Annotated in this window: 18 protein-coding genes and 1 tRNA gene; 14 read left to right on the plus strand and 5 right to left on the minus strand. The window is 55.4% G+C overall.

Annotated features, from left to right (window positions below; all coding sequences use genetic code 11):
• Positions 1-13: 13 nt before the first annotated feature.
• The 5 genes from ACSC1Y_RS10300 (at position 14) to ACSC1Y_RS10320 (ending at position 4,950) form a co-directional block, all read left to right on the plus strand.
• On the plus strand, positions 14-556 hold the full coding sequence (locus ACSC1Y_RS10300; protein WP_435334755.1) for a hypothetical protein: 543 nt from the start codon (positions 14-16) through the stop codon (positions 554-556).
• On the plus strand, positions 553-1,485 hold the full coding sequence (locus tag ACSC1Y_RS10305) for a hypothetical protein (protein ID WP_435334756.1): 933 nt from the start codon (positions 553-555) through the stop codon (positions 1,483-1,485). The genes ACSC1Y_RS10300 and ACSC1Y_RS10305 overlap by 4 nt, the downstream gene beginning before the upstream one ends.
• Positions 1,478-3,541 (plus strand): AAA family ATPase, encoded by a 2,064-nt coding sequence (locus tag ACSC1Y_RS10310; protein ID WP_435334757.1) that lies wholly within the window; start codon positions 1,478-1,480, stop codon positions 3,539-3,541. The genes ACSC1Y_RS10305 and ACSC1Y_RS10310 overlap by 8 nt, the downstream gene beginning before the upstream one ends.
• Positions 3,542-4,498: 957 nt before the next feature.
• Entirely contained in the window at positions 4,499-4,705 is a 207-nt protein-coding gene (locus ACSC1Y_RS10315; RefSeq protein ID WP_435334758.1) for a hypothetical protein, read from the plus strand.
• 107 nt (positions 4,706-4,812) lie between these two features.
• Positions 4,813-4,950, plus strand: coding sequence for a hypothetical protein (locus tag ACSC1Y_RS10320; RefSeq protein WP_435334759.1), 138 nt, complete (start codon positions 4,813-4,815; stop codon positions 4,948-4,950).
• Between the two features lie 160 nt (positions 4,951-5,110).
• Here ACSC1Y_RS10320 and ACSC1Y_RS10325 read toward each other — a convergent pair whose 3' ends face one another.
• Complete coding sequence (locus tag ACSC1Y_RS10325) at positions 5,111-6,850, minus strand: SRA domain-containing endonuclease (RefSeq protein WP_435334760.1); 1,740 nt, start codon at positions 6,848-6,850, stop codon at positions 5,111-5,113.
• 177 nt (positions 6,851-7,027) lie between these two features.
• Positions 7,028-8,047: a tyrosine-type recombinase/integrase gene (locus ACSC1Y_RS10330; RefSeq protein ID WP_435334761.1), complete on the minus strand. Its 1,020-nt coding sequence runs from the start codon at positions 8,045-8,047 to the stop codon at positions 7,028-7,030.
• Between the two features lie 48 nt (positions 8,048-8,095).
• Here ACSC1Y_RS10330 and ACSC1Y_RS10335 point away from each other — a divergent pair.
• Positions 8,096-8,167 (plus strand) — tRNA-Phe (locus ACSC1Y_RS10335).
• Between the two features lie 151 nt (positions 8,168-8,318).
• Here ACSC1Y_RS10335 and ACSC1Y_RS10340 read toward each other — a convergent pair.
• Complete coding sequence (locus tag ACSC1Y_RS10340; protein ID WP_435334762.1) at positions 8,319-9,227, minus strand: sigma factor-like helix-turn-helix DNA-binding protein; 909 nt, start codon at positions 9,225-9,227, stop codon at positions 8,319-8,321.
• 295 nt (positions 9,228-9,522) lie between these two features.
• Here ACSC1Y_RS10340 and ACSC1Y_RS10345 point away from each other — a divergent pair, with 295 nt between their 5' ends.
• The 7 genes from ACSC1Y_RS10345 to ACSC1Y_RS10375 all read left to right on the plus strand — a co-directional run bounded on the left by ACSC1Y_RS10345 (position 9,523) and on the right by ACSC1Y_RS10375 (position 13,720).
• Positions 9,523-9,717 (plus strand): cold-shock protein, encoded by a 195-nt coding sequence (locus tag ACSC1Y_RS10345; RefSeq protein WP_435334763.1) that lies wholly within the window; start codon positions 9,523-9,525, stop codon positions 9,715-9,717.
• 256 nt (positions 9,718-9,973) lie between these two features.
• Positions 9,974-10,480: a histidine kinase gene (locus tag ACSC1Y_RS10350; RefSeq protein ID WP_435334764.1), complete on the plus strand. Its 507-nt coding sequence runs from the start codon at positions 9,974-9,976 to the stop codon at positions 10,478-10,480.
• 211 nt (positions 10,481-10,691) lie between these two features.
• Positions 10,692-10,886: a cold-shock protein gene (locus ACSC1Y_RS10355; RefSeq protein ID WP_435334765.1), complete on the plus strand. Its 195-nt coding sequence runs from the start codon at positions 10,692-10,694 to the stop codon at positions 10,884-10,886.
• 205 nt (positions 10,887-11,091) lie between these two features.
• Positions 11,092-11,286 carry a cold-shock protein gene (locus tag ACSC1Y_RS10360; protein WP_435334766.1) on the plus strand — a complete coding sequence of 65 codons (195 nt, stop codon included), beginning with the start codon at positions 11,092-11,094 and terminating at the stop codon, positions 11,284-11,286.
• A gap of 605 nt (positions 11,287-11,891) precedes the next feature.
• Positions 11,892-12,122, plus strand: coding sequence for a TrmB family transcriptional regulator (locus tag ACSC1Y_RS10365; RefSeq protein WP_435334767.1), 231 nt, complete (start codon positions 11,892-11,894; stop codon positions 12,120-12,122).
• Positions 12,123-12,250: 128 nt separating this feature from the next.
• Positions 12,251-12,781: a 50S ribosomal protein L16 gene (locus ACSC1Y_RS10370; RefSeq protein WP_435334768.1), complete on the plus strand. Its 531-nt coding sequence runs from the start codon at positions 12,251-12,253 to the stop codon at positions 12,779-12,781.
• A gap of 57 nt (positions 12,782-12,838) precedes the next feature.
• The gene (locus tag ACSC1Y_RS10375; protein WP_435334769.1) at positions 12,839-13,720 is read left to right on the plus strand and encodes an ATP-grasp domain-containing protein; all 882 of its coding nucleotides are present in this window, start codon (positions 12,839-12,841) and stop codon (positions 13,718-13,720) included.
• A 25-nt stretch (positions 13,721-13,745) separates the two neighbouring features.
• On the opposite strand, the gene ACSC1Y_RS10380 is transcribed toward ACSC1Y_RS10375, so the two are convergent.
• Entirely contained in the window at positions 13,746-14,135 is a 390-nt protein-coding gene (locus ACSC1Y_RS10380; RefSeq protein ID WP_435334770.1) for an Hsp20/alpha crystallin family protein, read from the minus strand.
• 41 nt (positions 14,136-14,176) lie between these two features.
• Positions 14,177-15,190, minus strand: a complete 1,014-nt coding sequence (locus tag ACSC1Y_RS10385) for a type II glyceraldehyde-3-phosphate dehydrogenase (protein ID WP_435334771.1) — start codon at positions 15,188-15,190, stop codon at positions 14,177-14,179.
• Positions 15,191-15,439: 249 nt separating this feature from the next.
• On the opposite strand from ACSC1Y_RS10385, the gene ACSC1Y_RS10390 reads away from it, so the two are divergent.
• Entirely contained in the window at positions 15,440-15,652 is a 213-nt protein-coding gene (locus tag ACSC1Y_RS10390) for a hypothetical protein (RefSeq protein ID WP_435334772.1), read from the plus strand.
• The last annotated feature ends 106 nt before the right edge of the window (positions 15,653-15,758 follow it).

Raw genomic sequence — 15,758 nt, forward strand, 5'->3', positions numbered from 1 at the left:
GCTAACACATCATATGTCTCCTGCACCGACGCTAGACAAAGTCGAATCCCGTTCTGACTATTCTTTTCACCGGGAGAGTGTACTTCTAGTTAGTGAAACGGGGCGATGCTTCGGTTATGAACTGGAGGATTTACTTCAAGAAGTCCTGGGGGACGCTTCTGGATATGGGGAGTACTTCGCGTATACCCCGCATGGCCACGGATATAACCTCCTGAACGAAGCGACTGCTGAGGACAAAGTCGTGTCTTTGGAGAATAGTGTATGGCTGGTCGAAGCCAACTGCTTTTCTCTTGATTCGCTGAGACTACGCAGTTTTATTCAGAACAAGGTCCCCCCACAAGCCGAAATCATCGTTTGGCCAAACCAAGAGGTTGACCTGGTGGTTGATTTGGAAGACATTGACGACCTCTCTCACAAGATATTCGTGACGAAGAGTGAACAGAGTCTTAAGACATCTCTACGTAGCTATTTCACCAGAGATTGCCACCCCCGCCGGTCTAAGCACTGTGTGGACTGGAAAATCGCAGCCAGACTTCAACAAGAGACAATCATATGATACACGCTTGGCGGGCAATACAGCGGGTAGGGGAAGACCTTGACTTATCTGGAGATGTCTTGGATGCGTATCTCAAAGTTGCTTCTGAAGTACACGACGAAATGTTGGACGAGTATGAGGAAGCTTACGACCTGGACAGTGAATACTTTGAGTTCCTCAACAATGAGGTTCTAAGTGACGACAGGGTTCTGGCTATCATTTCAGAAACGGACGTTCCCAAGGAATGTGTGTCCAGAATGCGGAATTCGGAGTTCGATATAGAGAGTTCGTTCCGCGAGTCTTGGAAAGTCAGGCACAGGCTTGACGAGATTGTAGACCTTGTTATGCTTCTCAAGCTGATAGCTGACTACCAATCTCAAACCGGCGAGGAAAGTGTATCCCGAGACCGTATACAATATCTATCTTACCTCACAAATGATGTTCTCTCTGATAGAGAGGACCATTCTATCAAACCACAAAAAACAACCTTGGGAATGTTGGAACGCACAGGTTATCGGTATACATTCAGAAAACGTGATTCAACGGTCCATTCCAGTAGACTGTCCCAAGACCGGAACAGACTCATCGCATCAGAGTTGCTGGATGAACACGTTGACGAGTCTATAGACCCAAACGAACAGCAACCGTTCCGTTTGTCATTGGGTTTGTCCGGCGAATTCATTGTAACCCGCTATCGCGACAATTTTAGAAGAATCGACACGGCTGAAAGCATATTATTGCGTGAGTGGGCACTTTGTCAGAAGAAGGTACTACAGGAGTGGGCTGGAGAACCAATCAGTGAACTCGAAAGGCACGTCAAAAGTTTGAATTCATTTGATGAAAACAGGAACGGTAGTGTGTTACTCACAGGACGAACCCGTATCTTTAGCCTCGACAGTGAGGGACCGGTAATGGACTTGTTCAACGGGGTGAAACGGGCAAATGCCTAAGTTAGAACCTATTGCTGACATCCATGACCGGATTGAGAAAGAGGAGAAGTTCCCAGAAGACATCAAAGAGGAATTCAAACAGTTCGTCTCCAATAATTATTATGACGTTGAATATGGTTCTGGTTCCGTAACTCTTGACAATTTCTTGGTTAGAGGGTTCAATAATCTTTCCGAGGCTGAGGTTCATTTCGGGGGGGACGATTACATTGTATATGGCAAGAATGCCCTAGGAAAGACCACACTCATTAGGGCAATTCAGTACAATCTCATGGGCCTTCCAGATGATAAGCAAAAACATGGGATGACTGGAATCATCCAGACCGGAAAGAAGCGATTATTCACGGAAGGTGATTGGTGGATTGGAACCACCCGAACCCGGATTCAGAGGGAACTGTATCGAGAAGGTCGAGGAGGGGCACTTCACGGGGAAGACAAACCGGTTGTGATAGAAGATATCGACAACTCTAGCGTCCCTGAAGACCGCCATGACCAACCCGAGACGGTTTTCAATAAAGTCGGGATTTCTCCGCTATATAATCGGGACTACGACGTGTACGATTTCATGTCTTTGTTCTTCCTAATGTCACGTGACTTCTTGAATTTCATAAACTGGAAAGGCAATTCAACGGAAGTCATTGACATTTTGTTTGGAATCTATCTCACAAATGTCTCCAATGCGGTTGACAATCGAATGGATAAGTTGGGTGGTATCGGGGGTCATATGGATGATGCCAAATGGAAATCTGAAGAATATCAAAACAGACTCGACGAAAAGCGTGAAGAACGCAATGAACTGAAGAGTCGGCGTGCAGCGATTGCCACGAGAATTGCAGATAAGAGAGAAAACCTGGAGTCTTTACAATCCGGTGATGGTTCAGAAGAACGTCTCAATCGACTTCGTTCTAGGAAGAGTTCACTGAAATCAAAGTTGGCCGACCTAAAAAGCCAACGTACAGAACTGATATCTGACTTAGCAGAGGTCCGTCGAGTAATAGAACGATACGAGGACAATGAACTCACTGGCGACCTCAAAGAAGTTGCGGATGAATTACACGATTTGCTGTCTGTCCCTGACCGCTGCCCGGTCTGTATGAATGACGTCGATGCAGACCAAAGACGCCGGTTGAAGAATGAACACAGCTGTCCTCTTTGCAGCAAGGATATGCCCGCGGACAGAATTGAAAAGGAGAAGGAGTACCAGACACCTAAATCTCTCTCTGAGAGGCGTGAACAACAGCAACAAGAACTCGAAGAACTACTTGATGACGAAGCAGACCTGGACTCACGTATTTCGCAGCTTGACTCTCGAATTTCGGCAACTGAGAAAGACATCGAAGAAGTAGAACAACGTCTTGAAGAAAGCGATTTAGACAAAGAGATTGAACGCCGCGAAGAATTAGAGTCTGAAATCCGAACTTTGCGAGAGGAAGCGGTTAATCTGGATATGCGGCTTGACACCATTTGTGTTGAGATTACCGAACTTGAGTGGGAGGTGAAAGCCCAAGAACACCTTATGGAAATGAAAAATAGACGCAAGGACAGGAAGTCGTACTTAGAACGTCTGTCAGGGATTATCGACTCTGAAAGGAAGAATCAACGAAGAAAACTTCAGATGCAATTACAGGACCAGATGGAATATTTAATACAAAATTGTCTTACTGAGGGGTTCTTCTCTGAGGTCACTTCAGTATCATTTGAGGGTCCCGAAAACTACCATTTCACAGTCCACACTCCGACTCGAAGATACAAATCATCACAAGCAGAAAAGGAATCCGCTGAGGCAACTCTACAGTCTCTTATTTTCCACACGGCAGTGTTAAAGCACCTGTCCAATTCACGAGATGAATCCCTTCCCTTCAGGTTGTTCGCAATTGATTCGCCTCTTTCAAACGACATGGACCCCGGGAACGAGAGTGACGTTCTCTCTATCCTTTCGTTCTTGCCGGACTATCTCGACGACTATCAAACAATAGTTACTATGGCTAAACCGGAAGAAGAGACGATGACAATGCTAGAGAGTTCTGGACACACTCTGCTAAACTTCAACGAGGTCTGAGAAGTACCTTGGCGAAGAATTAGGTCCTGTGTCGAGGGAATAGTGCGGACTGAAGAGACACTGGACATAGTCTCCCCCCTTCAGGGTATTTAATTAATATCTCCGGGTCTAACCAGATTTTGCAGTTCCCTTACGACTACTCCCATAGACGCCGACGAGTCGCATGCAGACCCATGTCAAGCCGTAGATTCACCATGGTCAAACCCGTTTTGTCACTCTTTTTCCGTCCGAAACCCAACTCAGACAGTCCATCCAAGAAGCAGTGAACGGGGTCCACAGGGATATCGTTGCCCTGTACTTAGTACCATAACCGCCTACGCATATCACCGATATTGAGACGGGTTTGTTGTCCTCTATTTCGTGGTAGTCCACCGCGACCTCAATATCTCCATAACGCGCCGTACATGATACAGGTATTCTCGTTAAAATTATCCCCAGTAGTGTAGATAATCACTGATTGCCTCTTTCGAGGGTTTCCATAGGCGACAGATTAGCTTCTCGCCTGACCCACCTACGTACCCTTCCACGGATACAGTTTTTGCACCCTTCTAACGGGTACATTTGTTTCAGTTCTATCACGGCCTCAGAATGGCCGAGGGGGACTGTGGAACGGCCTTAGCCCGGCGACGCCCCACAGCTGCTTGCTAATTGCAAGTTAGACCAAATGGACTTAAACACTTTGGAGTGAATCTTGACAAAAAGCCCCTAAGAGGGGACGTCGCCGGGCTAAAGCGCATTTGAAGTATTATTCTCAGCAGTAATAATGTTGTCCCCTATACGTTTATAATCGGTTCCGGCACCACCCAGAATTGGTTCGACTCTCTGGACCGACCACCTAATCAGAGTTCGTATATGACGAGTGTGGCAAAACCCCCTCCCAGGCCTTCTGATAGGGCTATCAGAACGGGACCGAGAACTAAGGGTTATCCAGTCAAATGTTGACCGGAGATAATTTCGATGGATGACGACCTTCTCCCCCAACAAAAACAGTACTCGATTGTTCACCGTGACCGGTGGAAGTCCCCTGGACACCCTGACGAAGAGGTCAAGCAGTACGAGACTAACGACCTCGACGACGTCCCAGTTCCTCCGGAACACATTGGTATCTCGGTTCTGGCATACGACGCTGATGGGAACGCGTCCGAGGTGTCTGAAAGAGACTGAGACTCCAAAGAACCAGTCAGAAACGTCGTATAGGTGTGCACGGGGATAGTGTGGGAAGATTACCAGCTACGGTGGACTCATCCCCATGGGAAGAGAAAACACACCGAATGACTGATGACAAGCAAAAGAGGACTCCCGAAGAACAGCAGATAATCGACAAGGTAGCCGAAAGAAAGGGCGAAGAGTACGCAGAAGACCACGCCAAACTGATTCTTCTTCAAGCCCGACGAGTGGGGGCACTGTAGTCATCTGAAGTTTCGACATTGAAATGCCTCTCATCCGGCTTTGACTGATAGTAGCCCTCTACCCTCGGAATTTGGTGATTTACACTCGGTATCTGCGGTGTGGATTCGAATGGTATGAAATCAATTAGTAGGATAGGAGTCTAACACGGTGATAGGGCTATCAGAGGTGTTCTTCGAGGAGTGGATGGGCAACTACATGGTTATTGTATGCTAGGTACTCTGGTCCCACTTGATGCCCATCTTCAACCAGCAATTCGCGTCCACTGATTTCAGAATCGTAGAAGTGGGTGATTTCCTTGGTGCGTGGGTCAATCGATATCATCCCGTTCTCGAAGTCGACGTGATGGTTCGGACAAACAACGACCACATTCTCGGGTATGTCCGGTCCATCCTCCCCGAGAGGCATTAGATGGTGAACTTCTGAGTAGCCGTCTTCAGGGCCTTGAAGACGTTTCTCACCGCAGATTTGGCAGTTGTGGTCGTGCATCCGTTTGACTTGACGAACCAAGGCCTCGTTCCGGATGACGTCTTCACTGGTAAACTCTCGACGTTCTGTGGTCCGGCTACCACGGGGTAATTTGATTGCCTCGTCAGGTTCGTCGGATGTTGTTGTATCACGTTGCTGGGTGTGTGATTCGGGGGCTATGTCGACTTCATCGGTTTTACCGAGACGACTCAGCGGGGATAGTTCGAACCGAATCGCATCTCGCATTGTTCCCGTGGAGTCACTGAGTTCTTCTCGGAACCAATCAGTGCAGAGATACTGACCAACGTATTCCACTTGACCGTCGTCGAGAGTTCTGAATAGATGTAGTTCTCTCTCGTCCTCACGGTGGTCTCTGATGGCTTTGTTCCCGTGGTCGAACGTCATGTCCCCTGCTGTTCCTTCACCGGTATAGACTACTGTTCCATCTTCTTCTATCGTGTCTCTGTAACCTTCGTCGGTCTCCGAGAACGATGTGAAGAGAAAGATGACCGGGACATCACGGCACGGTGAAATACCGCGCTGTCGCTGTCCACCGAACTCGTCATGGATTTCTTTGCGCCGGTAGATATTCCCTTGCTGAAACCGTGGAAGAAACATCCATATGCCGCGTTCCTCATCACGACGAATCCGGCTGGAATCCTTGTCTGCTAACTGTTGAAGCGCTTCCTGTACGACGTGCTTCCACTCAGGGGATTTACGTCCGGTGTCATGGGCTTCGCTACAGAGATAGGCATCATCACATAGACTGGGATACGTCTCCTTTACGGCCTCGTAGACGACGTCAGTGACGGACTGTCGACCCGGGGAGACACAGGACATATCCGTCCGTAACAGATGACTACGCAGTTCTCTCACCTTCTCTCGGTCGGTATTGCCTACCGAACCGTCTCCAGAAATCACGCCGCGCCCATCTTCAGTCAGACGATTAACCCCATCAGACCGTTCTACGTACCCAAGGACCTGCAACCACTCTCGATGACGGCTTGCCACACCCGGGGATTCCATTTCGACATCTTCAAACTCGTCTCGAAGGTGGTGCATGATGTCTTCATCAGTCATCGGTCGTTCCAGCAGCTGGGAGAGAATAGAATTGAATCCAATCACGTTCGACTGTAGCGCGTCATACAGAACAGACGAGTCGGGTGTCTCCAGATATTGGTGCCCTCTCTCTCCAAGAGAAATCTCGTCATCGTCGATGTCGATGAGTTCTATCGCATTCAAAAACCCAAAATGGTGGTTAATCGCATCTGGGCTTTCAGCACGAGTGTTTTCCAAAACCCAGCCTTTTGCTTCTGAACGGGTGGTTGCGCCAGAAGCGTTAGAGACGAACCGAAGAAGTTTTTCAAGTAAGTGAAGCCGCTGACTTGTCCCCCCATAAAATCGGTCGGTAGTCAACCGTCGGTCATCAGCCATCTTAGGAATAGACGTCACCCAATGAACATAAGACCTGTTCCATTCCCTGCCGGGATACATCACGCAGATAGGGCAGACTCTCCGCGTGAATACCCGGTTACGAGTGGAGGGATAGGGTAGGCCTTTTTATATTTTATATCACCCCACCTCTGACGACTGGTGAAGTTGAGACCGTCTTTAGATATTGTCGAGGAATCCCCGGCGTTGTTCGACCTTCTGTCGTTCCGACCGGCTGTCGTAGTGCTTGTCGAGAACGTCACTGGAGACGTTCATCCGGTCACTGACGACTTTCTCCGGGACGTCCTTTGAGAGGTGATGAGTGATACTTCCTCGTCGGATAGCGTGCGGTGAGACGGAGAGAGGACACTTGCTGTAGGACCCATACCCGGTTGGGCAGATTTCATGGTCGTCTGGGCACTCGTCGCCGTAGTAGCACGGACGAGTCACCTTATAGACCGTATCCCGGATGCAGGACTTGGCAGCCCGACCTTGTGACGAGGCAATGAGTGGGTCTCGTCCGAACTTGTCTTTCACGTCTGGTCGGCGTCGTTGTATCCACCCGTTCAGGACCTCGCACAACCGGGGAGAGAGGGCTACTAACCGTTCGCCCTCGTTTCCGTTCTTCAGTGGAGTGTGAGTTTGGGGCCGGTGTGCGACTCCGAGATACTGGTCGCCCGGGTAGAAGTCTCCAACGTCGAGGGAGTGCAGTGCCCCGAGACGCATCCCCGTTTCCCAGAGGATTTCCATAACGACGTGTCCCCGTGAGGCGTACTCGAACTGGCGAAGGTACTTCAGTATCTCCTCGGCCCGTTCAGCACGAAGGATGGCCCGACTCCGTTCTTCCTCTTTACTGAGGATGGGCATGATGATTTTCTCGTGTAAGCCGTCTCGAACGGCATCGATGGACTCACACCACCGTAAGAAGACCCTGAGTGCATCGAGATTCCCTTCGAGAGTGATTGGCTTCAGGTCCCCGTCGTCGCGTCTCCACGTCCGGAACCGTTGCAGGTCTCGTCCAGAGAGGTCGTTCATGTTCTCGACGTCCGCGACGTCGTCACACCACCGGATGAAGTGTTTCAGTCGGTAGTGGTAGCCCGAAAGGGTACTGTCGGAGACTTCGTTCCGACGGGCGTCAAGGTACATCTCTTTCGCTTCTGATGGGCTGATTGGCTGGAGTTCTGGGTTGCGTGCGTTCATTTCTATCCACGGAACCCGAGGGCGACAAGGCCGGGTGACCCCAAATGCGCCGCCTTAGCGCAAGACTGGGAAGCACTCGACTGAAGATTCATGTCCCCGGTTCAAATCCGGGAGGCGGCATCTTCTTCCGAACACTTCTGCTCGAGTGTCTTCTATTCCCGACGGAAGAACCGTGAATCGTCGTCGTCGCGCGAGTGGAGTCAGTAGCAGGCCGATGAGGTCTCACTTCGAGAGTGTCCAGACATCGGACTCATTCGAGCACCGGAGGGATTCACTCCAGCAATCCCTTGATGATCTGGAGCTCCTCCTCAGTCGATATCGTCTCCGCCTCCATGCAGGCGTGGACGACCTTGTGGACGAGCGCGGAGTCCTCGAACACCGCTGAACCGGCCGCCGCCGGCTGCGCTCGAGAGTCTTCGAGGGCCGCGATGCGCGCGTCCAGGCGCGCGAGCGTCGTCTCGACGTCGGTCTCCGCCTCGGTGGACGCCTCGTCGTCACTCGACGACGATGTTGTTGCAGGTTCCGTCTCGCTCTCGTCGGTCGATGCTGCCTCGGCCGTGGATTCGCTAGTCATGGTTTCGGCAATCTCGGGGTGTGCCTCGAAGACCGCGTCGACGAACGACGCACGCTCGCTCCAGTCGAAGCCGTCGATGCTGTTCACGCGGTTGCTTACGGTCGCGGCTGTCACGTCCAGCTGGTCACCGATCTCCTGCTGTGTCGCCTCCGGTTCGGCGAGGACCACCGTCAGCACCTCCCGTTGTCGGTCCGTGAGTTCGTCCGGTGAGGGGTACCGCTCTGGCTCTCCTTCGGCAACCGCGTCGTCGGTGTCGGCCGCTTTTTCGTCTGTGTCACCTGTTCCAGAACCGCTGCCGGTGGACGATGAGGCGTCACTCGACCCTTCACCGTGGACCGTCGGCTGGTCCGTCGAGGCCGGTGTGGGAGTCGGCCCTGTCGGGGCGTTGCCGTCCGCGTCGCCCTCGGTCACGTCGTCGGTCGCATCGGCCGCGGGATCTCCATACGTGTCGAAGACGTTCTCGACCAGGTCGGGCGTCGCACTCGGAACTTGCGACGCTATCTCCTCTATCGATGCGTCGGGGTGTTCCTTGGCGACGTCCAGAATCTGCCTGTGCCGCATCGACTTCGGGAATGAACTGTCTCCTTCTGTACTCGCTCCTGTCATGTTTTCGTGTAGTTCTCCGGTCAGTCGAACGTTACCCAAAGGGTAATATTAGCTTTGATAGTCGCTGTTTTGAGATTTTTGGCCGCTTCCTGATGATGCGATTGCTCTATTACTATACACCATCAGAATCGGTGTGTCTTAGCGGCAGAACTACCCGTGTCCGATCGTTGGTTCTCACTGCTGGGGTGTTCAGGGCCCGTTCGGTGGGGCCGAGTCTTCTATCTACGGGAAGCGCTGACGAGACGTCCCGAACAACACAAGGGTTATCAGTGTCGGCCGGGTTCGTCTAATCGCAATGGCGAAAGGTACGGTTGATTTCTTCAACGACACTGGCGGTTACGGTTTCATCGATACTGAGGACGCGGACGAGGACGTTTTCTTCCACATGGAGGACGTCGGCGGCCCGGACCTCGAGGAAGGTCAGGAGGTCGAGTTCGAGATTGAGGACGCTCCCAAGGGTCCCCGCGCGACGAACGTCGTTCGCTCGTAAGATTCTGAGCTCGCGCCGTCGTCACTGACGGTTCGATACCAGACTGATTTCAGTACTCCGTCCGGCGGCTTCCGTCGCTCGGAGCCCGCCATCGCCCGACCAACTCCGGGCGACGGCGTTTTCACGGACAACGTAGACGGACAGCCCCCCGTACGCGGGCGTGCGTCTCGAAAGAACGGACACATCAGCGCAGTGCGTCCACTACTTATCTGCGGACAGTGCCAAAGTATAGCACGATACCTTCGTCGTGATAGCCATGACTCCTCACACCGACAGTCCACCCGTCGAACCGGAACAACGCGTCGGCATCGAGAGCCTGTTCGAGTCTCGATTCGAGTGGAAGGCAGGTGCGGTCTCCGGACTGCTCGCTGCGTTCGCGATGGGGCTCGCAATCTCGCTCGTTCGGCTCGAAACGCTCCGTGTAGCCATCGCCGGACTGTACGGCTTCGAGGGGAGTCTCGCGGTCGGTTGGGCGGCACACCTGTTCCACGGCGCGCTGTTCGGCGTCGTATTCGCCGCGATACTCGCTGACCCCGGTCTTTTCGGTGTGCGAGACTGGCTCTGGAAGTCGGTCGCTGCGGGGATGGTGTACGGGGTGGTCCTCGCGGTATTCGGTGCAGGGATCATCATGCCTATCTGGCTCGGAGCGGTCGGTCAGCCGCCGGCTACATCGATTCCGCACGTCACCCTCCCCCTGGTCGCGTGGCACCTCATCTACGGTCTCGTCCTCGGCGCGACGTTCCACTATCTCCACCGGGACTGAGGTGGCCGGTGCTGCGAGATAGCTCGTCGCCGCGTTCGTACACAGACTGTCCGGAAAGCGGGACGGTTCGCTCACGCGTAGAACGGTTATCCCCTGCTCGGTGGGTTCGGACGGCCGAACAGAGGCTTCTGACCCTCCGCCTCACCCATTCTAGCGGAATGGTGCATGTCTCGCAAAGCTTAACGGGCTGCCGTGCGTCCTTTCACTTGAAATGGCGAAAGGTAAGGTTGACTTCTTCAACGACACAGGCGGCTACGGTTTCATCACGACTGAGGATTCGGACGAGGACGTGTTCTTCCACATGGAAGACGTCGGCGGCCCGGACCTCGAGGAGGGCCAGGAGGTCGAGTTCGAGATCGAGGACTCGCCCAAGGGTCCCCGTGCCAAGAACCTCACCCGTCTGTAATCGGCTGAGTCAACACACGGAGCGACGGTTCCCCGGTTCGCGGTAATCCTGCGGCATCGGAGCGCATCGGTCGGCCCCATCCGGGGCGACTTTTCAGCGGAAACTACTCCCCAGAGCCGCCGCTGTAGCCTTCTTTTCCGCGTGATTGGGGGGTGGCAGCCCCTTCGGAAGGGTTATCCGTTGGCGGCCACTTGAATCAAAAGCAATGGCAAAAGGGAAGGTTGACTTCTTCAACGACACAGGCGGCTACGGTTTCATCGACACTGAGGATGCGGACGAGGACGTGTTCTTCCACATGGAAGACGTCGGCGGCCCGGACCTCGAAGAGGGACAGGAGGTCGAGTTCGACATCGAGGACTCCCCGAAGGGTCCGCGAGCGACGAACGTCACCCGCCTGTAATTCTGTAGCAACACCGTTTTACACCCGGTAATCGTCCGACAGCCGTCTCGGTCTTTCGATCGGCGTCTGTTCGAACCGCACATTCTTCCAGATGACTGTACACCAGAGCGGGAGCTCTCCGAGCAGCCGGCCTGACGAACAGACAGTTCCACTCCGATAACGAGCGATTTTTACAAATCTGTTTGTATAGGGTGGATAATTAGAAGAGTATGTTTATTAAACTCGGATTGGTGGACGAAAATTGCGCCAGTGCGTAGTATTTTTATACACAAACCCGTCTTTGAGATTGCAGTGGTCATGTGGCACGTGCTCGCACGAATCGTTCCCTTGCGTTCGCACGGTTGGTTCCTGTGTACCACTGACTCGTGCTCACAATGGCGGCCGTGAGTGGCTGCACGGCCGCCGTCCGTGTTCCGTACACCCACGAACAGTGATTTCTCCCCTCGGCGTCGGAGGGTTCGTCCTCACTAGACACCGAGCTGTAGATGTGTGCACAACATCAACACGCATGTTCCAGCGTATCGATTGACAATTAATGACATATTAATGCATTCCACTCACCCCTGGATAGATTTATATTGTAGAAAAGCGACCTGACATACACAATGAGCATCCAACAGTCCGTCACCAAGTCCGCGTTCGAGCCGCTCCCGGAAACCATCACTTCGCCGCGCGCCAAACTCGTCTACTTCTTCCTCTCAGTGGCTGACGAGGCCACTGTCGACGAGATACAGGATTCGCTGGGAATGCAGAAGCTGGCACTCCTGAGCGTCCTGAAATCTCTCGCGAAGGAAGGTTACATCAGTAAGAACGGGAACACGTACTCGACCGCCTGAGCTGACACGTAGGCTCTCCGTCCTCCTGCTTCTATCTCCCGTTTTCGATTGGCACCTGCTGGGACGCAGTGGCCCGGACGCTTCGAAGGCTTTAACCCCGCTGTCGGTCTCAGTTTCCCGTAATAACCATGTCCGACAAACCCGCCTCGATGTACCGGGAAATCGACAAGCCCGCGTACACACGACGAGAGTACATCACAGGAATCCCCGGTTCGAAGATCGCCCAGCACAAGATGGGCGACACGAGTTCGGAGCCCGACGACTGGCCGGTTCAGATTTCGCTGGTGCTCGAAGAGGAGTGTCAGATCCGCCACGGCTCGATGGAGGCGTCGCGGCTGTCTGCGAACCGCCACCTCATCAAGGAGCTCGGCGAGGGCACGTACTACATGATCCTGCGGAAGTTCCCCCACCAGGTCCTGCGCGAGAACAAGCAGGCGACGGGTGCGGGTGCGGACCGTGTCTCCGACGGGATGCGGCTGGCGTTCGGGAAGATCGTCGGCACGGCCGCACGCTGTCAGAAGGGCGACCGGCTGTTCACGTGCTGGTGTACGGTCGAGCAGGCACCGGTCGTCAAGGACGCGCTGCGTCGCGCGTACAACAAGGTGTCGCCGCCGTGCCGCATCGTCGTCGAGCGCGGCGAAGAAGAACTCATCGCGTAAGCGCCAGACCGACCGCGTAAACGGACGGTTTTTTGCTTCGCGCTCGAACGCCATCGCATGGTCGACCTCGCCGTCGTGAACCGTGCGGAGACGTTCGAGCGCATGCGCGACCCGCTCTCCGAGCGTGGCGTCCGCGTTCATCACGTACAGGTCGACGAGCGAGTGGTCCCCCTTACGCCGGCGGCCGCGCCGTTCTCGGCCGACGAGTTCGACGTCGGCTTCGTCTACCCCGGTCGGCTGATGGAGGGCGGCGTCGCCGACGCGCTCCTCGACGTGCCGTGGCTGAACGACAGGGACGCCGTGCTCACGTCGCGGAACAAGGCGGGTGTGCTCGCTGCACTCGGGCAGGCGGGCGTTCCGGTCCCTGACTCGGTACTCGTCTCGAACCAGGTCGACGAGTCCGAGCTGGCGGCTACGTTCGAGCAGTTCGACGGGCCGGTCGTCCTCAAGCCGAACTCGACGACGCGGGGGGTCGGCGTCGCGAAGGTCGCAGACCTCGACTCGTTCCTCGGCGTCACGGACTACCTCGACCTCGTCCACGACTATCGCGCGACCGGTGACCGGTCGTTCCTGATACAGGAGTACGTTCCCGACGCGCGTGACTACCGCGTGATGGTTCTCGACGGAGAGTACGTCGGGTCGGTCGAACGCCGACTGTCCGACGACGACCGGGCTGCCGGCCGGTGGAAGCACAACGTCCACCGGGGTGCCGAGGCGATACCCGTCGACCTCGACGCCGAGTACAGGCGGCTCGCAGAGCGCGTGGCCGACGTGCTCGACATCTCGTTCCTCGGGGTCGACCTGCTCGTGACGGACGAGCGCGTCCTGGTCAACGAGACGAACGCGCGCCCGACCATCGACGACGCCGACAAGTACGAGTCGGGGTTCTACGACAGGCTCGCGGACGTGGTTCGGCGGCGGGCGAAAGAAGTGTGGTGATGCCGTCTCTACTCGACCGGCGGCGTCAGTTCAGGTCGATGTCCGCAGACGTGTCCGCTCGTTCGAAGACGACCTCGAGGACACCGTTGTTGTAGGTCGCTGTCGCGGAGTGTTCGTCGACTCGGGTGGGGAGTTCTACACGCTCGTGGTACTGTCGGTGCTCGCTCTCGGCACCGATGGTGAGCGCTTCACCGTCGCACTCGAGTTTGATATTCTCCTTCTCGACACCGGGCATGTCGGCGATGACACGTATCTCCTCGTCCGTCTCGTGGATGTCTACGTGTGTATCAGCCCCGAACCCCGCGTCGCCGTCGTAGTGCATGTCTACCGACCGGTCACCCATCATCTCGTTCATCATCCGTTCGATCTCCCTGAAGAAGTCGTCGAACGGTTCGTCACGGTCGTCACGGCGCATGGGAGGGGCTAGCCCCCGTCAGGTGAAAAACTTTCTGTCCTTTACAGTCCCATTCCCATCGACTCGTTCGTCGTCTCGATGCTGTCGTACTTGTCCGTCTCGCCGACGACGGCGCGGATGGCATCGACGTTCTCGGGGACGACGTCGGACTCCTGGTGGATGGCCTGGAACAGGTAGAGGTCGGGGCCCTCCATCGTGATGGACTCGCCCCAGATTGCGTTCTCCCAGATGTCGGCGCGCGGGCGACCGGCGTCCATGGCGTACTCCTTCAGCTTGCCGGCGCCGTCGATGGCCATCTCCTCGGGGACGACGAACGTCCGCGACTGGGAGTCGAGCAGCTCGTAGACCTCGTCGGTCGAGGGCGTCGTCTCGAGTTCGACGTTGAGGCTGTGGGTGTGCATCAGCGTCGCGGGTACCTTCATGCCGAGCGTGTCGATGTCGATCTCGGGCATGACGGTGTTGACGTCGGGGCCGTGGTGGCTCGGGATGGTGACCGGGTTCGGCAGGATGTCGTTGATTGGCCCGCGGCCGGTCTGGCCGGGGTCGCCGCCGCGACGGACCAGCGTCGCACGGACCTTCTTGACGCCGTACTCCTCCTCGAGGGGAGCGATGACCCGTGAGAGGCCGGTCGTGTTACAGGAGACGACACGGACGTAGTCCGCCTCCGTCGCATCCTCGAAGTTCGCGCGAGCGTTGAAGCTGACCTCGCCGACGTCGGCGTCCTCGCCACCCTGGAACAGGGCGGGTGTGTCGTGCTCTTCGTACATCGACTTGTTGTCCGCACCGATGCCCGAGGGGCAGGCATCGACGACGATGTCGGCGGCCTCGACGAGCTCGTCGACGGTGCCCGCGAGCTCGATGCCGGCGTCGTCGAACTGGTCCATCCGGTCCTCGATGGCCGCGTACAGTGGGTAGCCCTTGTCCACCGCCGTCTGGGCCTCGAAGTTCGGGCGCGTCTTGGCGACGCCCACGACCTCCATGTCTGGTTGTGCGCGGACGGCGTCCGCGACGCGTTTGCCGATGGTACCGTAGCCGTTGATGGCCACCTGTATCATACATGGACCTGCACCATCTCGTAGGGTAAACGTTTCGACCTTGCTGGTTACTTTGGCAGCGAGTAAGTTTCTCCCGCCGGATTTCGGCGGTTACGGTGTGGATTAGTGGCCGGATATGCGCGGTGTCGACTGTGTCACTCTCGAGGCCGAAAACTGGACACTCGCGACCTGTGAACGGTTTAGCGACGGTCTACGCGTCGATTAACGGGTCAATATATTTTACCTACTACTTCGTATCCGTAACCAACCATGCTCACGGTAGGCATCTTTCTCGCTGGGCTCGTCCTGTTCGTGGGCGGGGTCGCGACCATCCGGACGACACACGAGCGCCACGAACCGGCCGACCAGCTGTTCGCCACCGACGAGATTCACCGGGACGCCCCGATGCAGTACGTCCAGACCGACGGCGCGGTCCTCGGCGTCGTCGGTCTCGTCGTGATGATCGTTTCGACGCTCCTGTAGCTCGCCCACGACCGCCAGCCGACGTTCGAGACGACGCGAGCGTCCTCGACCGTGAGCCCGGACGCGACGCGACTCCGTGATACCAGGCGGAGACGATAACACCTAA

The organism is Haloarchaeobius lipolyticus (assembly GCF_051208015.1).
Taxonomy (GTDB): domain Archaea; phylum Halobacteriota; class Halobacteria; order Halobacteriales; family Natrialbaceae; genus Haloarchaeobius.